Origin of the sequence: Geovibrio ferrireducens (assembly GCF_026226615.1) — a bacterium.
Lineage (GTDB): Bacteria > Chrysiogenota > Deferribacteres > Deferribacterales > Geovibrionaceae > Geovibrio > Geovibrio ferrireducens.
In genome coordinates, this window is record NZ_JAJAPB010000012.1 from 22,292 (window position 1) to 41,299 (window position 19,008).

A 19,008-nucleotide genomic window follows, 5' to 3' on the forward strand; every position below is an offset into this window, starting at 1 on the left:
CATGAAAAAGATAAGTCTTTTTTTCACTGCCGTTTTTTTATGTTTCAGTTCTGCCTCCGCAGATATGATGGATTACTGCGGAAGCGGTAACAATATCAGTATTCCCCCCTTTCTTTCTTCCAGCGTGTCCCCACTCGTGATGTTTGTTATGGGGCGCGACCACAAGCTTTACTATGAAGCGTACAACGATGCCACCGACCTCGACGGTGACGGGGTTATAGACATAGGCTACAAGCATGAAATAGATTACTACGGCTATTTTGATTCGCATAAATGCTACACATATTCCGCCTCCGGCACTGCGCGCTTTAACCCCTCCCGTGTGACCAATGACAAATACTGCGGCGGATCAGGAGAGTGGAGCGGCAACTTCATGAACTGGCTTACCATGTCCCGCATTGATGTCCTGCGCAAGGTTCTCTACGGAGGGCACAGAAGCACTGACGGAGCAAGCGAAACTGTTCTCACCAGCACTTATATACCCCGCGATGCGCACTCCTGGGGAAAAGAGTACTGGGGGGCAGATACCAGAGACCTCACTCCGTATGATGCCCCGTCAAACTTCTCCTGCGATATGCCTGATGCAGCCACTCCGTGGAACGCTAACAGCCAGATACTGTTTGTGACCTACCGTGACGGTGTTGACAAGGGCTGCGGCACAAACCATGACAACATGATTTCAACTTTCAGCCCGCAGGACTATACAGGGCATAAGTTTGTTACCTCAATCAACTACAGCGATACCGGACAGGGCAACCAGATAAGCTCACACGGAAACATAATGTATGTAATGAAATTCCGTGTGCCGAACAGCAGGTACTATTATTTTTCAATCGACTCGGATGACGGAGGCGAACTGGAGGTTAACAACACCATAATCGCCTCCTATTACGGCTGCCACGGGTATTCAGGCGGCACAGGCTATAACGGCAGCATATATCTTCAATCCGGAGTGGATCACACTCTGATAGTCAGAGTCCGTGAAAGCGCAGGGGATGACGGCGCAAGAGTGCAGTACAGAATAAGAAATTCAGCTAACAGCGGCTGGTCAACCGACTGGAAAATACTCAGCCAGACCAACATGAACACAGACAGCATAACCTTCCGCGCTCCTAATGTTCCCTCAACCACTCAGGGGCAGTGCAGCCTTAAAACAACGGATTTCGTGAATACCGGTGAGCCTTTTTACGGCGCAGATGTGAACACTGTTTCCAAACGCCACCTCTTCTGCATGAGTTCAGATGCCAAGGACGGGGATCACATCATTAAGGTTGCAAAAAACCAGACCAAGCGCAAATGGGAATGGGCTTCCACCGAGAGACCGGTATGCTCCGACAGTGTTGTAACTCCTGACGAAAAGAGATATGTGCGTGTGAAAGTCTGCGACTCGTCCATAGGTGAGGAAACCAACTGCTATGACTACGGCTCAGGCAGCAAGAAACCCACAGGGCTTCTCCAGAGATACGGTACAGGCAGCGGCGACACCATATGCTCCAAAACCAATGAAAAAACTTCCACATGCGCCTCCGGTGACGGCTTTGCTGTGAAGGAATCCCCCATGTATTTCGGGCTGATAACCGGATCATACGAAAAGAACCTCTCCGGCGGTGTGGTAAGAAAAAACATCACCTCCATCGCGGAAGAGATAAATGCCAACGGAACCTTTGTCACATCATCACCATCGCGCGGCAGCATAATACGCACACTCAGCACATTGCAGATAAATGACTATGACTACGGCAGCGATTCATACAACAGCAACTGCGGATGGATCACCACCAGAGCCCTCAACGAGGGGGAATGCAAGGCGTGGGGCAACCCCATAGGTGAAATGTACTGGGAGGCTTTGCGCTATCTGGCGGGGAAAGGTTCTGCCACTTCCGGCTATACCTACACAAGCACCACAGACGGTGGACTGAGCCTGCCCAAGCCTGCGTGGGTTGACCCCTACTCCAACTTCCCGCAATGTGCCAAACCGAATATAATAATTCTGAGTGATGTTAACCCCAGCTATGATGATGGTGTGCCGTCATCAGGGACGCTCTCAGGCTACAATAAAAGCGATCTGTTCAGCGAAATTTCCCAGAACGAAAGCCTCTCCGGCAATTATTTCATAGGCAATAACGGCATAACGAATGACTTCATGTGCTCCGCAAAAGCACTTTCATCCCTCGGCAGCGCTCTGGGTCTGTGCCCGGAGGAACCCACTAAGAAAGGCACATACAACACAGCGGCGCTTGCCTACTACGCAAAAACAAAATTTACAGACAACTCGGCTGACCACCCCGTGACAAGCTACCTGCCGAATGTGGATACTCACTCTGTCGCGCTTGCCTCCCCCCTGCCGGAGATAGTGATAAATGTCAATAACAGGCAGGTTAAGCTGGTTCCCCTCGGCAAATCTGTGGGTGGCAGCGGAATAAGCTGCGGCTACACCATTAATAACAGCACGTACGGGCTTATACTCAACGGAACGGGTTTCTGCCCTTCAAACGGAATAGTTGACTTTTATGCTGAGACGATAACAGAAACAAGCGGCCGTTTCCGCATCAACTTTGAGGACGTTGAGCAGGGAGCCGACCATGATATGGATGCCATAGCAAGATATGACTATGTTGTGAATGCAAACGGAACAGTGACCATAAGCCTCACCTCAGAGTATGCCGCGGGCGGTATAAATCAGGCCATGGGTTTCATCATCACAGGAACAACGGCAGACGGTGTCTATCTTCCCATATCAGACATAGCGGACGGGTCAAGCAGCTCAGCCATAAGCGGTTTGCCCCTGACCTGGTCAAAGACCTTCAGCCCCGGCGGAACCAATGCATCAATGCTTAAAGACCCCCTTTGGTATGCGGCTAAGTACGGCGGGTTTAACGATTCCAACGGAGACGGACTGCCGGATCTGAACGCTGAGTGGGACGAGGACGGAGACGGTGTGCCGGACAACTACCACTTTATTACAAACCCGCTTGAGCTTGAGCAGAAGCTTGCACGTGTTTTTCAGGACATTCTCAAAAAGGTTTCATCAGGTACGGCTGTCTCTATTGATAAAACCAAGAATGACGGCATGCTGATTAACCATGCCGTGTTTTATCCGAATAAAGACTTCGGCGATGCTGCCAGCGAAACCACCCTCTCATGGGTCGGACAGCTTTTTGCTTACTGGTTCCACTCAAAGGGCAGCTACCAGAGCATCATTGAGGACACTGACAAAAACAGGATGCTTAATTTCGGTGAGAACGGGGATAAAATACTTGAGTTTTACATAGACGATGCAGGAACTCTGCAAATAGATAAATACGCCACATTATCTTCCGGCAGCAGAGGAGCCAGAACCAACTACAATACCTCTCTGGATGACGTGGCTTACCTCTGGGAGGGCGGAAACTACCTTGCCCAGACCCCGGCTGCTTCCAGAATTGTTTATACAAACGTGGACGGCTCTCTGGTGAGGTTCACAACCGGAAACTCCGCACAGTTCTCAGACAACTTCGGTGATCTCACAGGAACCTGCCTCGGCAGCGCATCAAACCTTATAAGCTATATTCTCGGTGTGGATGTGGCCGGATGCCGCTCAAGAACATACACGGATTCAGACGGCAATCAGGTTGTGTACAAGCTGGGGGATATTCTTAACTCCAGCCCGGTGACTGTCAACCATCCGAAAAAGACAGGCAAGCCGGGTTATGTAATGACTTATGTCGGCGCGAATGACGGCATGCTCCATGCCTTCCGCGCAGGGAGAGTCATGAGCGCCATAGGCGGAATGAAGCTCAGTGATGACACAAGCGTAACCACGGGAGCAAATCTCGGTAAAGAGGAATGGGCGTTTATCCCTAAGAATGCCCTCCCCTATCTGCGGTATCTGGCCGATCCTGACTACTGCCACCTGTATTACAATGACCTCACCCCTTATGTCATAGAAGAGGACTCCAATAAGGACGGCTACATAGACAAACGCATACTCATAGGCGGAATGAGGCTGGGCGGCGCATGCGGCGCGAGCGGTTCGGACTCAGTCAGGCCCCCTGCCGATACATGCTCTGATACGTCAAGCTCAAGCTGTGTCGGGCTTTCGTCATACTATGCACTTGATATAACCGACCAAAACAACCCCGCTCTCCTGTGGGAGTTCAGCGAGCCTCACCTTGGGTTCAGCTTCTCAGGCCCTGCCTACATAAAGAAAGGAAACAGCCGTTATATCATGTTCCTCTCAGGTCCTACGGACTATGCAGGTTCCTCCGCGCAGAGGCTCAGTGTTTTTGTGCTTAATCTCAACAGTGACTTCACCCTGAAATCATCCAACGGTGTGGTTAAGTTCACCGGAGAGAGCAGAAGCGGCTACCATAATGTTTCCGCCCTTGCCACTTATACCAATACCTTCGGCGGAAAGCTGTTTAACAGAGGTATTGACTACGGAGGCAACGGAGACACGGACACAGTGTTTTTCGGTGTCAGCCAGTATAAAAACAGTGCATGGACAGGGAATGTCATCGGCGTGTCCGTCACATCGGAAAACCCTTCCGAATGGACGTTCAATAATGTGTTTGACAGCAGCTACGGCGCGGCAAAGCCGGTTACGGCAAGCATTGAGCACATGAGCTGCTTCAAAATGAATTATATCTATTTCGGAACGGGAAGATGGTTTTACAAGACAGACGAATCCGGCAGCGGCTCAAGCGACCGGAACTACCTCTACGGTGTGCGGATTGACGGCTGCAAGGACGGCAACTGCGACCTTGACGGAGGGGAAACCGATGTATGCAGCGATATAACCGGGGGAAGCAACAAATATGCGTGGAGGAAAACCCTTCTCGGCAGGAGTTCCGGCGACCTTATGGAAAGGCTGATCTCCGACCCTGCGGGTACGGATTACTCCAATATAGTTTTTTATACCACGACCATTCCTAACTCAGATGTGTGCACATTCGGCGGCAAGCACAGGACATGGTCAATAAACTGCGCCACAGGGAAAAATGCCCCGGACTACACATGCCAGGGGTATAATGTTACCTATGTTCCGCCTGTGATAGTGCCTACAACCTCAGGTGATATTCCCATTGTGGAAAGCCCTCACCAGAATACAACAGGGGAAGCGCCGGATCCTGAAATAGAAGCGGGAGCCGCCATAGGTCCGCCCACCCCGGTTGAACCTGTTAAGACCTCACGCAGAGGCAAACTGCTTTTCTGGATTGAGAGATGATAAACAGAAAAGGGCTTACAGCTATAGAGCTCATGGCGGTTATGTCGATTATAGGAATTATCCTTGCATTCGGCGTGATCAGTTACCGTAACCTGATGGTGAAGGCCAATGTTGAGTCTGATGTGAGACAGGTGCTGGCTATGGTTTCCGCAGCCAGACAGTATTCCTTCACAAGGAAGATTCCCCTTCAGGTAGCTGTTGACGGCAAAACTGTGAGGATAGAAAGAGAAGACGGCAGTCTGTATCAGGGGCTCAGCTTCACAGGCTCAACAGATTTTGAAACAGAGGACGATATAACATTTGTGAGCGGCTTTGTCACTGTAACCGGAACCATCAGATCCGGAGGCGGCAGCCGTGCCGAGTATGACTGCATACTGTTTGAAACAAACAGGATTAAGGCGGGCAGATTTGCAAACGGAGCGTGCGATGCGCGATAACAGAGGCTTTACACTCATGGAGGTTCTTGTTTCCATGGTGATCATGGCGGTAATCATGCTCAGCCTCGCCTACGGTTATATAGTGGTGAAGCAGCGCAACCTCAGCGACCTTATGAGGCAGAAAGCGGAAGAGGTTATCCAGACGGTTTTTGAGGGGTTCAGGACAATGGATTTTGACGATCTGGAGGATCAGCCTGACAGCCTGCCTGATATGGATCTTAATGAAACGGCAAATCTTAACACCTACTGCGATCCGGATGACAATGATGTTCCGGCTGACCCCGTATGCACAGGGAACTTTGTTTTCCGCAGTTCATCAGGGGAAAACATAGGCAGAGTTCCCTATGAGGTGGTCTATAAGGTTTTCGATAGTGAAGACGACAACCTGGGGCTCGAAAATTCGGCAACGGTTGTAGCCACCATCTGCTGGCGGCATAAGGGCGAACTGAAATTTCTTTCCAGAAAATCCGTGGTAATGAAAGAAGGAATGTTATGATAAAAAAAGGCTTTTCTCTCATTGAGCTTCTTGTTGTGCTTGTCATAGCCGGGGTGCTTGTCACTGCGCTTTACACCACCTATATAAATCTCTATTCCGGCACTAAACAGCTTTCAAAGATAAGTGAATCCAACATAGAGAATATTATAAGCTCCGAAATCGTCAGAGTTGATCTCAGCAACGCAGGCTTCGGGCTTGCAAGAGACGAAGAGACGGCGGCAGGAGATACTCTCTACCCTGTGGACTGGGATAACGGTACACTGGATATTTTCACCACCTACGACAGGCTGGAGCCCAGAACCCACGGCTGGGTGCTGCTGAAATGCGAGGAAGAAGGTACGGACTGCGAAATCGACAATGATTCCGACAGGAGAGAGGCAAACCATTTCAGCGGGCTTAAGGTTATTGATACAGGAACTAACAGAATTATCGATCATGACATAAACAGCGTCTCAACACTGGATTTCCGCTATGCCGTCGGTTATCCGTATGATGCTGCATCTGCGGAAAAATTCAGAACCATAACATACCGCATGGCCGAAGACTGCAACGATGACGGAACCCCGGACAGATCAGCCAGATGCAACCCGAACACTGCGGTGCTTTGCAGAGGTACTGTGCCTGTTGTGGACTGTGTGGGCGGCTGGGCTGTTTATGCGGGCTATGATGACGGCGGGGACATTGTTTATGACACTCTGGCAAATGTAATCGCTGACAGCCCGGACAACCTTTTCAGCCTCAGAAGACTTGTGGTCTACGTTTTGGTTCAGGAAGGACAGTTTGACAGCAAATTCAACTTCGGGGACGATGAGATGGTGAAAAATCTTGATTTCGATGCTGAGAATAATGCGCTGGACCAGTTAAGTTTCCCCATCCCGGCAAACGGAAGGAACTACCGCTGGAATATTATGACGATAGATACAAAAACGTACAACATAGGTGACAAGTATGAAGCTCAGCAATAAAGGTTTCTCACTGCTCACCACTCTTATCCTTTCCGCTGTTGTGCTGGCTTTCCTCAGTGCGCTTATATATTTCGTTCAGTCCGGCTCCAGAACAGCCGCCTCTCTGGACTCCTACAAGAGCTCGCTGGAAATAGCCAAGGGAGCCTCAGAGCTTATTATGAAAGGCGTGGATGATGACGAGATAGAGTGCTCGGACGATGCGGACTATATTGATGATGTGCGTGAGTTTATGGCGCCGTACGGTGCAGATACTTCCACACACACGGTAACTGTAAGCTCTTACAGGTGCGAAAGGTTCTACACCGAAAACAGCGAAAGAGAGGTCTATATCTTCACTGTACTTGTTCAGCGTAACAACACAGAGGAGCGCGCGGAAGTGGATTTCGGCTATATGAAAAGCGCCTTGCAGGATCCTTAGGGAATATCTGTATACACTGTCAATTATATTCCACAATTGATTTTTCTGTTCCATTTGCCTAAACTCTTATCTATTGCTTTTTATACGGTGAAATAATGAAAATTCTCGCTCTTATCCTCGCTGCGGGCAAGGGAACCCGCATGAAATCCTCAAAACCGAAGGTTCTTTTCGAATCAGCCGGGAAGCCGATGATAGATTATGTTATAAACGCCTCCTCAGCATGCGGTGCGGATGAGGTGAACATTGTAGTGGGCAGCGGCGCAGAGGATGTGAAAACCCATGTGGGCGAAAGAGCCTCCTTCAGCCTTCAGGAGAGTCAGCGCGGAACGGCGGATGCGGTTCTGGCGGCGAAAGCCGTCATACAGAAGCACGGCGGCCGTGTGCTTATCCTCTGCGGGGATATGCCCCTTGTGAGGGCTGAAACCCTGAAGAAGTTTATGGAAACGGCAGAGGCGCATCCGGTGAGCTTCATAAGCGTCAGCGTTAAAAACCCTGCGGGCTACGGGCGTGTTATCCGCGGCGGGGGCGGTTCAGTCATTAAAATAGTTGAGGAAAAGGACGCAAACGATCAGGAAAAAAGAATAAACGAGATAAACACCGGAATATACTTCTGTGATTCAGCCGTTCTGCTGGACAGGCTTTCCCGCGTGGGGAGCGATAACGCCCAGAACGAGTTTTATCTTACCGATATAGTGAAGGAAGGCGCATTCGCATACAAGGCGGAGGACGAAAACGAATTTTTAGGCGTGAACAACCGTGTTCAGCTTGCGGAAAGCGCAAAAGTTCTCTGGAAGCGCAGGGCGGTCAGGTTCATGGAGCAGGGGGTCAGCATACTCGATCCCGATACATTTTATGCCGATGAGGAAACCGAAATAGAAAACGATGCGGAGATATACCCTAATGTTTATCTCCACGGGAAAAATATAATAAAAACCGGAAGCGTGATCATGTCCGGCTGCCGCATAACGGATTCCGTTATCGGCGAAAACTGCGAAATCAAGGACAACTGCTATATAACCGAAAGCAAGGTAGGCGCAGGAAGCTCAGTGGGCCCTATGGCTCAGCTTCGTCCGGGCACTGTGCTTGAGGGTGATAATAAGATAGGCAACTTTGTGGAAACAAAAAAAGCGTTCATGGGGCAGGGGAGCAAGGCCAGCCACCTGACCTATCTCGGTGACGCTGAGATAGGCAGAGATGTTAATATAGGCTGCGGTACAATTACCTGTAATTATGACGGTATAAACAAGTATAAGACTGTCATAGAAGACGGTGTTTTTGTGGGGAGCGATGTTCAGCTTGTTGCTCCTGTGAAGATAGGCAGAGGCGCCCTTCTGGCGGCTGGCTCCACGATCACAAAGGATGTGCCCGCGGATGCTCTCGCCATGACAAGGGCGGATATGAAGATCAAGGAAGGCTGGGTCTCCCGCTGGAAGAGTACAAAGAAGAAATAAAGCCGTGAATCAGAATCAGGCAAAGTGTGCGGATTTCTGATTATTAATTATAAGGAAAGGTAAAAATATGTGCGGAATCGTAGGATATATAGGAAATTCAAAGGCATCTAACGTTCTTCTGGAAGGTCTTTCCAGACTGGAATACAGAGGGTATGACTCGGCAGGGCTCTGCCTTCTCGAAGACGGTGTCATTGAGATAACCCGCAGTGTGGGCAAACTGGTAAACCTTAAGGAAGCACTGAAAGACAGGGACTTCAAGGCGACTGCGGGCATAGGGCACACGCGCTGGGCAACTCACGGCAAGCCCTCCTTCGAGAATGCCCACCCGCATAAATCGACGTATATCTCCCTTGTTCATAACGGCATAATAGAGAACTACCTTCAGCTTAAGGAGAGGCTCGCGTCAGAGGGCTACAGCTTCAAATCAGAGACAGACACGGAGGTGATAGCCCACCTCATAGAATCACTTTATGAAGGCGACCTGCTTAAAGCTGTTCAGGCGGCGCTGGCAGAGCTGAAAGGCTCATACGCCCTCGGTGTTATTTCAGAAAAAGAGCCGGATAAGGTTATCGTCGCCAGAAAAGACAGCCCGCTGGTTCTCGGTGTGGGCAACGGGGAGATGTTCGCTGCGAGCGATATTCCCGCTGTGCTGAGCCACACCCGCACATTCGTTTTCCTTGAGGACGGCGATGTGGCCGTGATAACCAGAAACGGCTACACAATATATGACGGCGAAGGAAACGCCGTCGACAGAGATGTGAAAAATATAGACTGGAACCCCGTCATGGCGGAGAAGGCCGGATACCGCCACTTCATGCAGAAAGAGATAAACGAGCAGCCCAGAGCGCTGATAGACACGATCAGGGGGAAATACAGCCTCGAATCAGGCGATGTGTTCTTTGATCTCTCCAAAGATCTTAAGGAATCGCTCAGGGATATAAACCGAATAGTCATAGTCGCCTGCGGAACAAGCTGGCACGCAGGGCTTGTGGGCAAGTTTTATATAGAGAAGTTTGCCCGTATTCCCGTTGAGGTGGATATAGCCTCCGAATACCGCTACAGGGACTTAATAGCCGATGAAAAACTGCTTTTTATCGCCATCAGTCAGTCCGGGGAAACTGCGGACACTCTTTCCGCCATGCGCATGGTTAAGAAGATGGGAGCAAAGGTTATTTCCATATGCAATGTGGTGGGCTCATCCATCGCAAGGGAATCTCACAGCGTGGTGTATACCCACGCAGGGCCTGAGATAGGCGTTGCCTCCACAAAGGCTTTCACCACACAGGTAGCCAGCCTGTTTCTGTTCTCCATGTATCTCGGCAGAATGAAGGGAACACTGAATGCGGATGACTGCAGGGAATTTCTCAAGGCGCTTGTCTCAATACCCGATAAGCTTGAGCATGTACTTAAACAGGACGGCGCTATTGAAGATCTGGCGAAGAAATATAAGGACGCATCAGACTTCCTCTATCTGGGCAGAAACGTAAACTACCCCATAGCTCTTGAGGGTGCGCTTAAGCTCAAGGAGATTTCATACATCCACGCCGAAGGCTACCCCGCAGGGGAAATGAAGCACGGCCCCATTGCCCTCATAGACAGTGAGCTTCCTGTGTTTGTCATAGCGGTGAAGGGCTCCGTTTATGATAAAACCGCCTCAAATGTTGAGGAGGTTAAGGCCAGGGACGGCATAGTCATCGCCATAGTTACCGAAGGCGATGCTGAACTTGCCGGAAAGGCGGATCATGTAATCGAGGTTCCCGATGTGCCGGAGGAGCTTTCAGTTTTCCTCACGGTAACTGCAACGCAGATATTCGCCTACCACTGCGCAAATCTTCTCGGCCTTGATGTTGACCAGCCGAGAAACCTCGCAAAATCGGTTACTGTGGAGTAAGTTGCCAAGCCTCCGCGATGCGGGGGCTTGTTTGTTACCGCACTCTGTTTGTCAGCAGGTCAGTGTAGGGAGCTTTTTCCGCTTTTGCTCTTTCGGCAGATGAGGGGGCAGAAGGCTGACAAATACCGTTCAAAGTGTAATCCATGGCCGCGGCGAGAAGCTGCTCATCTTCATCGCCGTATTCCTTCATTGCCGTGTAATCCTCATAAAAAGTGCAGTCCGGCTGCATTCCTGTGTAATATCTTCCCTGCCCCAGTGAGTTCAGGTTTTCAAACACGATGGGATAAAAGTATTTATCGCAGAACTTTGTCGGCATACTGCTCACAGGCTTGCCGTATGTGGTTGTGCCGATAATTGAAATATCTCTGTATGGTTTAAGGGTGTTTATCAGTATCTCGCTGGCGGAGGCTGTTCCGCCGGAGGTGATGAACACAATTTTTTCCAGAACAAAGTCGTGCCCTGTGTCCATTATTTTATAAGCAATATCTGGATAAGAAGGGTTGAAACGCCCGGTCAGAAGACGTTTCCCTATGTGCTCCCTGCCTGCGAATGCGCTTGCCAGTATTACCGCCATGTTGACCGAGCCGCCGCCGTTTGCCCGCAGATCCATTATGAGATAGTTAACATTCTCTGTCCGGAGAAGATTAAGAGCAGAGAAAACCTCACTCAGGGAGGAACCGAAGAAATCATATGAGAAGTATCCGGTCTTTTTGCCGCTCAATGCATCAGCGAAGACTGAGACATTATTTATTGAGGGTGTATGGAACTGCGCCTTAGTGATTACCGCAGAGTGCTGAACGGAATCCGCATCAAGATATGTGACAGATACCTGTACCCCCGCCGCAGCTTCACCCAGAATATCCGAAAGCTGTGAAGAGCTTGCTATATTCTCCGCCTGCCAGCCGTTAACATTGATTATTCTGTTTCCGCGTCTGAGCCCCGCTGTGTGGGCGGGGGAGCCTTCATAAACATGTGAAAGGTAGATTCCGCCGCCGGTGAACATAAACCTGACACCTATCCCGACTGCGATTTCCGCATTGCTGTTTTCCACATCTGCTGCGCTCCGTATATAAGAATAGATGTCCTTCTGCGGCCTGAGAGCCGTCAGAACGGCCTCCGGCGAAGGGTAAGAAGCATAATTCAGCGCCGGAACATCCGCCCGCCAGAAATAGGGATCACGCATTATGTCATATATGAACCTGTTCTGTTCAGTTACCGAACAGTCTGCGGGCAGATAGCCTCTGATGACAGCGGTTATATCGGATGACTGCGGTGAGCTGTCTCCGCCGCCGCTGCTTCCGCCGCATGCGGTAATGGACAGAGTGAGTATAATATAAGAGAACAGACGGCGCAGTTTCATGGCAGACCTCATTTGTAATGTCCGGATACAGGCATTATATACCTGTTGTGAGTATGCGTCAGCCTGTTTAGGCATAAATTTGCTTTATTCTGCTCCGTTTTCGGTTTATACATGAGGATTCCCGCACAGTTTTTTTTCCGGAGAGAAGAGAATGGAAGAACTCATTAGAAAGGCGGATGTGCTCATAGAGGCGCTTCCTTACATTCAGAAGTTTTACGGCAAAACCATAGTTATCAAATACGGCGGGCACGCCATGGTGGACGAGGATCTCAAGCTCAGCTTCGCCAATGACATAGTGCTGATGAAGTACATAGGCATACGTCCGGTGATTGTCCACGGCGGCGGGCCTCAGATAGGCGACATGCTGAAAAAACTGAATATAAAGACCGAGTTCGTTTCCGGAATGCGTGTGACAGATGCCGAAACCATGAATGTGGTGGAGATGGTTCTGGCGGGCAAAATAAATAAAGACATAGTAAGGCTTATAAATAAAAACGGCGGTGTGGCCATAGGGCTTTCCGGCAAGGACGGAAACCTTGTCCGTGCGGAGAAGCTCCGCCTTGAGGATGACCCTACCTTTATCAGAACGCCTGAGATAATAGATCTCGGCCATGTGGGTAAAGTGAAAAGTGTTAATGTGGGCGTGCTGGAAAAGCTTGCTGACAGCTATATCCCCGTTATTGCGCCGGTGGGCGTGGGTGATGATTACGAAGCGTACAACATAAATGCGGATCTCGTTGCGGGAAGCATAGCAGCAGCTCTTAAGGCAGAGAAGCTGGTTCTGCTTACTGATGTGCCGTATGTTATGGATAAGGAGAAAAACCGAATCTCCACAATTCACCTTAATGATGTGGACAGAATGAAGCTTGATGAAGTGGTCACAGGCGGAATGATTCCCAAGGTGGACTGTGCTGCGGAGGCAGTGAGAGGCGGTGTAAAAAAGGCTCACATTATAGACGGGCGTGTTCAGCACTCTGTTCTGCTTGAAATGTTCACAACTTCCGGCATCGGCACGCAGATAGTTGAATAATGCACAGAAATCTCATTCCCCAGAGCTTTATTACTGATATAGTTGCGCCCGCCTGCGGGAACGACAAACGGATCATAGAGGCGTTTCTTACCACGCCCAGAGCTAAGTTCATAGATGAGGCAATGTGCCGCCGCCCCTATGCGGATGATGCGCTCCCTATCGGTTTCGGGCAGACAATATCAAAGCCTTCCACCGTTGCTCTTATGACAAAAGCACTGCAGCTTGAACCCTCTCACCGTGTGCTTGAAATAGGCAGCGGCTCAGGCTTTCAGGCTGCTATTCTCAGCAGGCTCTGCACTAGGGTTTACACTGTTGAGCGCATTCCCGAACTATACCGAAGGGCAATGAGCATTATTCACAAAATGCGGATTGTGAATATCAAGTTCAAGTTGGACGACGGCAACCTCGGCTGGGCGGAAAACGGCCCGTATGACAGGATTATAGCCACTGCGGAGGCAAAAAACCTTCCGCCGGAGCTTACCTCGCAGCTTGCGGAGGGCGGAATAATGTTAATCCCCCTTGGCGGCTCAATTATTGAAATCATTAAGGAAAACGGGGAAACCCGCCAGCGCAAAATTGCAGACTGCAGTTTTGTTGACTTTGTCTGCGGAAAATAGAACGGTATTTTCTTATATTCGCCAGGTATTTCTGTTTCAATCGTTCTACACCTGTCAATTTCTTTTGTGCACCAAACTTATGTGTTAAAGTTGTCAAATCGGATCAAAATAATCCAAATGGTAATTTTCCCCTTCCCATTTCAATAGAACTGCGTTAAATTATTACTTGTCAAGCGAAGTTGATCATGAAATTAACTTTTTTTTCATCCTCTTTGTTTGGATCAACCGCAGGATTTGTCACGTTCTGTATATTGCGAACGGTGTATTCCTCTATGACCTTACCGCAGTTCGTGGCAGCACAGTTTTGATCATTTTTTATTTATTGTTTTACGGAGTGTTTATGATCAACGATGATATACTGCAAAAAAGTGAACCGGAAATTGATGAAGAAGTCGAAATTGACATGGATGAGGAAGCTGTTCCTGTCGAAATTGAGATCGAGGACATAAAGCCCGATTACAATTCAGAGGATCTGGAAGTCTTCAAAATCTATCTTAATGAAATCTCCCGTTATCCTGTTCTCACCAGAGAGGAAGAGGTTGATCTCGCCAAAGGAATCGAACAGTCCGACAGAGCTTCCAAGGAAATGATGATAAAGTGCAACCTGCGCCTTGTGGTTTCCATCGCGAAGAAATATATAAACCGCGGCATGACGCTGGTTGATCTGGTGGAGGAAGGGAACATCGGCCTTCTTAAGGCTGTTGAAAAGTTCGACTACACCAAAGGGTTCAAGTTCAGCACCTATGCCACATGGTGGATACGTCAGGCCATTGAGCGAGCCATCATAAACCAGTGCCGCATGGTGCGTATTCCTGTGCATATGTCTGAGAACATAAGCAAGGTTCTCAAGGTTCAGGCTGATCTCCAGCAGAAGTTCGGGCGTGAACCGTCCATCCTTGAAATTTCCACAGCGGCAAAAATGCCCCTTTCCGCCCTGAAAAAGGTTTTTGATGCCATAAAGCAGGACACATCGCTGGATATGCCTGTAGGCGGGGATGAAAGCAGCACTCTGCACGAGTTTATAGCTGATGATGAAAAATATCTCGATCCGTACATGAAGATAGAGTCCGAAAGCAAAAAGGACACAATATTCAAATGGCTCACATTCTTAAGCGACAATGAGAGAGAAATCATAATCCGCCGTTACGGGCTCAGCGGGAATGACCCCGAAACACTTGAGGCCATCGGCGGCGATCTCGGCATTACCCGTGAGAGGGTGCGCCAGATAGAAAAACGGGTTTTGAGCAAGCTGCGAAACCTGCTGAAAACCAAGAATATATCTCTGGAGGAACTGCTCTGATGACATTTGCGCCCGAAGAACTTGCTCACAGGCTGGAAAAATTTAAAACTAACCTCACTAAGCAGGATGCGGGCTGGGAAAAAGCAGTCCTCATGGACAGAGTAAACAACTACTATTTCACAGGAACACTGCAGAACGGCGTGCTTGTCATCCCCCGTGACGGAGCCGCCGTTTTTTATGTACGCAGAAGCTTTGAGCGGGCTGTGGAGGAATCGGCTTTTCCTGAAATTACCCCCTTCAAAAGCTTTAAGGAACTGCAGCTTCAAAGCGGCGGAACCCTCTACTGCGACACCGAGAAAATACCCCTCGCCCACTTTGAGCGTTTCAGCAAATATTTCACCTTTGAGAAGGTGAAGTCGGCAGACCTTGCGGTCGCAAAGGCTATGGCGGTGAAGTCTGCTGCTGAGCTTGCGCTTATGGAGGCCAGCGGCGAGATCCACAGGAGCGTTCTGGAAGAGTTTATCCCCTCGGTTCTGAAGGAAGGGATGAGCGAGGTCGAACTGGGAGCCATGGTTCAGGGTGAAATGCTCAGAAGAGGTCACCACGCCGTGACAAGGACAGGCGGTTTCGGCAGCGAGCTTCACTTAGGGCTGTTCTGCTTCGGCGAAAGCGCCCTCTATTTCAATACATTTGACGGCCCCGGAGGAATCCGCGGACTGCACCCCGCCGTGCCTCTGTTTGGCAATCACCACATAAAGCTGAAAAAGCATTCTCCCGTGTTTGTGGATATTGGCTGCAATGTGGGCGGCTATCATACTGATAAAACATGCATATACTCTGTCGGCAGTCTGCCTGACAAGGCGCTGGAGTTTCATAAAATCTGCGTGAATATGCAGAACAGGGCTGCGGCAATGCTTAAACCCGGCGCACTTCCTTCTGAGATTTTCAGGAAGCATCTGGAAGGTGTCAGTGAGGAATTTCTGAGTGAATATAACGGTTTCGGTGCTGGAAAGGTAAAATTTCTCGGCCACGGAATCGGCCTGCATATAGATCAGTACCCTGTTCTTGCCGAAGGGTTCGAGGAACCCCTTGAGGAGAATATGGTTCTGGCGGTGGAACCCAAGCGCGGCATAGCGGGGCTTGGGATGGTCGGTGTGGAGAACACCTTCGTTGTAACCCCTGACGGCGGAAGAAGCATCACCGGGCACAGGTTCGGCGTTATCGAAGTCTGATAAGCTCATAATATTTTTTACGTCTTAATCCTGAAAGAACCTTTCTTTAACGAAAAAGAAGGGTTCTCTCAGACTCTTTCCCAAGAAACCGGTTCTTTGTAACTTCTAAAATACAAGCCTATGCTTTCTCTGCGGAGCAGGTGAGTTTTTAAAAGTTTCCCTGAGGGCTGTATTGATAACAAAGAGTTACAATGCTTTGCCGAAGTAGAAACGTTCGTTTTCAAAAATTTTTTCTTCAATCTGTTCTGACTCAAGCATATTTTCAATAATTTTGACCACTGACGCCTCTTCCGCTCCGAAGACTGCGCATATATCCTTCACAGTGCAGGGGCGCATTCTCAGCAGTGCTGTGATTTTTTCCGGCAGGTTAGCGTCATCCCCTCCTGCCAGAGCCTTCACGAAATTGCCCACAGGTTCAACATTGATTCCGAAGGCTTTGAAAAACAGGAAAGCGTCAATAAGCTCCTGTTCGCTCAGGCCTTTTGTGCCGGAGTATGCGGGCGGGCGGAACACTGTGTTCACCTGCACCATGTCGTATCTGCATTTACGGATCACTTCCGCTATGGCTGCCATTTCCTCTTTGCTGTCATTTATGCCTTTTACCAAAAGCACTTCGAGAAATATCACGCCGCCGAACCTGTGGGTGAAATCTGCCAGTGCGGAGTTTATTTCGTTTATATCAAGCTCCGCCGCCGGACGGTTTACTGCCTGAAAGGCTCTGTCTGTGGCAGCATCGAGACTGGGTACGACAATATCAAAAAGCATCAGAGCTGCCTGCACATCAGGGTCGGTGATTGTGGTGCTGTTGGTGAGTATCGCCAGCGGGTGCGAGGAGATCGCCTTTATCCTGCGGGCTATTTCGGCAAGGTCTCTGTTGAGTGTCGGTTCACCTGAGCCTGTCACTGTCACCACATCCAGAGAACCCTTCACCTTTGCATATTCTTTGGCAAATTCATCAATAATATCATCAGTTTTAAAATATTTCTCCCGCGCGCAGGAAAGCTCAGTGGTTTTTCCCACTTCGCAGTAAACACAGTCCAGGCTGCATATTTTTGAAGGAATAACATCTACGCCGAGGGAACGCCCCAGTCTCCTCGAAGGGACAGGGCCAAAAATGTATCTGTTTGTCATAAAAATTCTCCGCAGGAAATCAATATAGTCCAAAAAAAATAATTTTCAAACCCGAAGGGAGCATTGATTATTATCCTCAATAATTTATGAACATATGTCACGTGCGGTTGCACGAATTTATTATTTTGTGTTACGATAAGCCCCTGATCAAAAACAATTTATAACACTGTTAGAGTTGATCTTGTGAGCGTATGGTGATAATCTTAAGGTAAAGACGTGGTAAACGGGGCATTTTTACAGTGTTTGTATAGGAATTTTTCTCAGGCAGGCGCTTTGTGCGGCGCAGTCTGTTTTTGTGCGTTTGAAAAGATAATTCATAGTGTTAATTGTTAAGTATCAGAAAAGTGTTTTAGGCAAAAATTATAAAACTGGCAATATCAAAATATATTAAAATTAACAGTGTTACAGGATAAGTTTATCCGGAATGGAGGTACTGTTCATGGGACTGCGTGAGAAACTGGAACTGCTGGGTGTCAGCAGAAGGGACTTTCTGAAATTCTGTACAGCCGTGAGCGCTACGCTGGCTCTTCCGCCTGCTATGGCTCCTAAAGTTGCCGAGGCTCTGGAGGACGACAATCGTCCGGCCGTTATCTGGCTTGAGTTTCAGAGCTGTTCGGGAGATTCCGAATCACTGCTCCGTTCCGGACGCCCCAAAGCGGCCGATCTCGTGCTTGATGTGATCTCCCTTGATTATGCAGAGGTGCTTATGGCTGCTGCCGGGCATCAGGCAGAACAGGCAAAGCATGACTCAATGGAAAAGAATAAAGGCAAATATGTTCTTATAGTAGAGGGTTCCATTCCTGTTGAGGATGACGGAATCTACTGCTGTATTGCGGGCGATACCGCCCTTAATCAGCTTAAAAAAGCAGCCGCGGGCGCAGCTATGGTGATAGCTGTGGGCAACTGCGCCAGCTTCGGCGGAATACCCGCCGCTTACCCTAACCCCACAGGGGCAAAGGGGGTTGCGGATCTTGTCAGCGGTGTGCCGGTTGTGAACCTGCCCGGCTGCCCGATGAACTGCGACAACCTCACCGCTCTTATTGTGCATTACCTCATCTTCGGCACTCTGCCCGCGCTTGACAATCAGCTCCGTCCGAAATTCGCCCACGGCAAACGCATTCATGACAACTGCGAGAGAAGAGGCCACTTCGATGCCGGTCAGTATGTGGAAAAATGGGGCGATGAAGCGCACAGGCAGGGCTGGTGTCTGTATAAAATGGGCTGCAAGGGCCCGCAGACATGGCACAACTGTCCGACCCTCCGCTGGAATGACGGCCTCAGCTGGCCTGTTATGGCGGGGCACGGCTGTGTGGGCTGCTCCGAACCCGGCTTCATAGACACTATGAGCCCGTTCTACAGAAGGCTGCCTGAGGTTCCGGGCTTCGGTGTGGAATCCAGCGCGACAAGCGTCGGTCTGAAGCTTGTGGGCGTGGCAACGGCGTTCTTTGCTGTTCACGGCGTGGTGAGCATAATCCGCAACCGCGGCACAGTGAAGAAAGTGGAAGAAGAGTATTACGAAAAAGAAGAGAAGTAG

14 protein-coding genes are annotated in these 19,008 nt (G+C 49.5%); 12 read left to right on the top strand and 2 right to left on the bottom strand.

What is annotated here, in order from left to right; all coding sequences use genetic code 11:
* Position 1: 1 nt before the first annotated feature.
* From OSQ85_RS11410 to glmS, 7 genes are all read left to right on the top strand, one after another.
* Positions 2–5,206 (top strand): pilus assembly protein, encoded by a 5,205-nt coding sequence (locus tag OSQ85_RS11410; RefSeq protein WP_265823214.1) that lies wholly within the window; start codon positions 2–4, stop codon positions 5,204–5,206.
* Positions 5,203–5,643, top strand: coding sequence for a pilus assembly FimT family protein (locus OSQ85_RS11415; protein WP_265823215.1), 441 nt, complete (start codon positions 5,203–5,205; stop codon positions 5,641–5,643). Before OSQ85_RS11410 ends, OSQ85_RS11415 begins: the two co-directional genes overlap by 4 nt.
* Entirely contained in the window at positions 5,633–6,139 is a 507-nt protein-coding gene (locus OSQ85_RS11420; protein ID WP_265823217.1) for a type II secretion system protein, read from the top strand. Before OSQ85_RS11415 ends, OSQ85_RS11420 begins: the two co-directional genes overlap by 11 nt.
* Entirely contained in the window at positions 6,136–7,104 is a 969-nt protein-coding gene (locus tag OSQ85_RS11425) for a PilW family protein (protein WP_265823218.1), read from the top strand. Before OSQ85_RS11420 ends, OSQ85_RS11425 begins: the two co-directional genes overlap by 4 nt.
* Positions 7,088–7,522 (top strand): hypothetical protein, encoded by a 435-nt coding sequence (locus tag OSQ85_RS11430; RefSeq protein WP_265823220.1) that lies wholly within the window; start codon positions 7,088–7,090, stop codon positions 7,520–7,522. The genes OSQ85_RS11425 and OSQ85_RS11430 overlap by 17 nt, the downstream gene beginning before the upstream one ends.
* Before the next feature lie 95 nt (positions 7,523–7,617).
* Positions 7,618–8,973, top strand: coding sequence for a bifunctional UDP-N-acetylglucosamine diphosphorylase/glucosamine-1-phosphate N-acetyltransferase GlmU (glmU, locus tag OSQ85_RS11435; protein WP_265823222.1), 1,356 nt, complete (start codon positions 7,618–7,620; stop codon positions 8,971–8,973).
* Positions 8,974–9,040: 67 nt separating this feature from the next.
* Positions 9,041–10,864 (top strand): glutamine--fructose-6-phosphate transaminase (isomerizing), encoded by a 1,824-nt coding sequence (gene glmS / locus OSQ85_RS11440; protein WP_265823223.1) that lies wholly within the window; start codon positions 9,041–9,043, stop codon positions 10,862–10,864.
* A 34-nt stretch (positions 10,865–10,898) separates the two neighbouring features.
* On the opposite strand, the gene OSQ85_RS11445 is transcribed toward glmS, so the two are convergent.
* A complete protein-coding gene (locus OSQ85_RS11445; RefSeq protein ID WP_265823225.1) occupies positions 10,899–12,224 on the bottom strand; it encodes a S41 family peptidase in 1,326 nt (441 codons plus the stop codon).
* A 151-nt stretch (positions 12,225–12,375) separates the two neighbouring features.
* On the opposite strand from OSQ85_RS11445, the gene argB reads away from it, so the two are divergent.
* From argB to OSQ85_RS11465, 4 genes are all read left to right on the top strand, one after another.
* A complete protein-coding gene (gene argB, locus OSQ85_RS11450; RefSeq protein WP_265823227.1) occupies positions 12,376–13,254 on the top strand; it encodes an acetylglutamate kinase in 879 nt (292 codons plus the stop codon).
* A complete protein-coding gene (locus OSQ85_RS11455) occupies positions 13,254–13,871 on the top strand; it encodes a protein-L-isoaspartate(D-aspartate) O-methyltransferase (protein WP_265823228.1) in 618 nt (205 codons plus the stop codon). The genes argB and OSQ85_RS11455 overlap by 1 nt, the downstream gene beginning before the upstream one ends.
* Positions 13,872–14,211: 340 nt before the next feature.
* Positions 14,212–15,171: a sigma-70 family RNA polymerase sigma factor gene (locus OSQ85_RS11460; RefSeq protein WP_265823229.1), complete on the top strand. Its 960-nt coding sequence runs from the start codon at positions 14,212–14,214 to the stop codon at positions 15,169–15,171.
* Positions 15,171–16,343 (top strand): M24 family metallopeptidase, encoded by a 1,173-nt coding sequence (locus tag OSQ85_RS11465; RefSeq protein ID WP_265823231.1) that lies wholly within the window; start codon positions 15,171–15,173, stop codon positions 16,341–16,343. Before OSQ85_RS11460 ends, OSQ85_RS11465 begins: the two co-directional genes overlap by 1 nt.
* A 186-nt stretch (positions 16,344–16,529) precedes the next feature.
* Here the strand turns inward: OSQ85_RS11465 and OSQ85_RS11470 are convergent, their stop codons facing one another.
* Complete coding sequence (locus OSQ85_RS11470; RefSeq protein ID WP_265823233.1) at positions 16,530–17,474, bottom strand: radical SAM protein; 945 nt, start codon at positions 17,472–17,474, stop codon at positions 16,530–16,532.
* Between the two features lie 424 nt (positions 17,475–17,898).
* Between OSQ85_RS11470 and OSQ85_RS11475 the strand changes: the two genes are divergently transcribed.
* Positions 17,899–19,008: a hydrogenase small subunit gene (locus OSQ85_RS11475; protein ID WP_265823235.1), complete on the top strand. Its 1,110-nt coding sequence runs from the start codon at positions 17,899–17,901 to the stop codon at positions 19,006–19,008.

What these genes read in the sequence shown, in the direction of transcription:
- argB (WP_265823227.1), top strand. Translation starts at nt 12,376, where the DNA reads ATGGAAGAACTCATTAGAAAGGCGGATGTGCTCATAGAGGCGCTTCCT.
- OSQ85_RS11415 (WP_265823215.1), top strand. Translation starts at nt 5,203, where the DNA reads ATGATAAACAGAAAAGGGCTTACAGCTATAGAGCTCATGGCGGTTATG.
- OSQ85_RS11445 (WP_265823225.1), bottom strand. Translation starts at nt 12,224, where the DNA reads ATGAAACTGCGCCGTCTGTTCTCTTATATTATACTCACTCTGTCCATT.
- OSQ85_RS11420 (WP_265823217.1), top strand. Translation starts at nt 5,633, where the DNA reads ATGCGCGATAACAGAGGCTTTACACTCATGGAGGTTCTTGTTTCCATG.
- glmU (WP_265823222.1), top strand. Translation starts at nt 7,618, where the DNA reads ATGAAAATTCTCGCTCTTATCCTCGCTGCGGGCAAGGGAACCCGCATG.
- glmS (WP_265823223.1), top strand. Translation starts at nt 9,041, where the DNA reads ATGTGCGGAATCGTAGGATATATAGGAAATTCAAAGGCATCTAACGTT.
- OSQ85_RS11470 (WP_265823233.1), bottom strand. Translation starts at nt 17,474, where the DNA reads ATGACAAACAGATACATTTTTGGCCCTGTCCCTTCGAGGAGACTGGGG.
- OSQ85_RS11425 (WP_265823218.1), top strand. Translation starts at nt 6,136, where the DNA reads ATGATAAAAAAAGGCTTTTCTCTCATTGAGCTTCTTGTTGTGCTTGTC.
- OSQ85_RS11430 (WP_265823220.1), top strand. Translation starts at nt 7,088, where the DNA reads ATGAAGCTCAGCAATAAAGGTTTCTCACTGCTCACCACTCTTATCCTT.
- OSQ85_RS11455 (WP_265823228.1), top strand. Translation starts at nt 13,254, where the DNA reads ATGCACAGAAATCTCATTCCCCAGAGCTTTATTACTGATATAGTTGCG.
- OSQ85_RS11460 (WP_265823229.1), top strand. Translation starts at nt 14,212, where the DNA reads ATGATCAACGATGATATACTGCAAAAAAGTGAACCGGAAATTGATGAA.
- OSQ85_RS11465 (WP_265823231.1), top strand. Translation starts at nt 15,171, where the DNA reads ATGACATTTGCGCCCGAAGAACTTGCTCACAGGCTGGAAAAATTTAAA.
- OSQ85_RS11475 (WP_265823235.1), top strand. Translation starts at nt 17,899, where the DNA reads ATGGAGGTACTGTTCATGGGACTGCGTGAGAAACTGGAACTGCTGGGT.
- OSQ85_RS11410 (WP_265823214.1), top strand. Translation starts at nt 2, where the DNA reads ATGAAAAAGATAAGTCTTTTTTTCACTGCCGTTTTTTTATGTTTCAGT.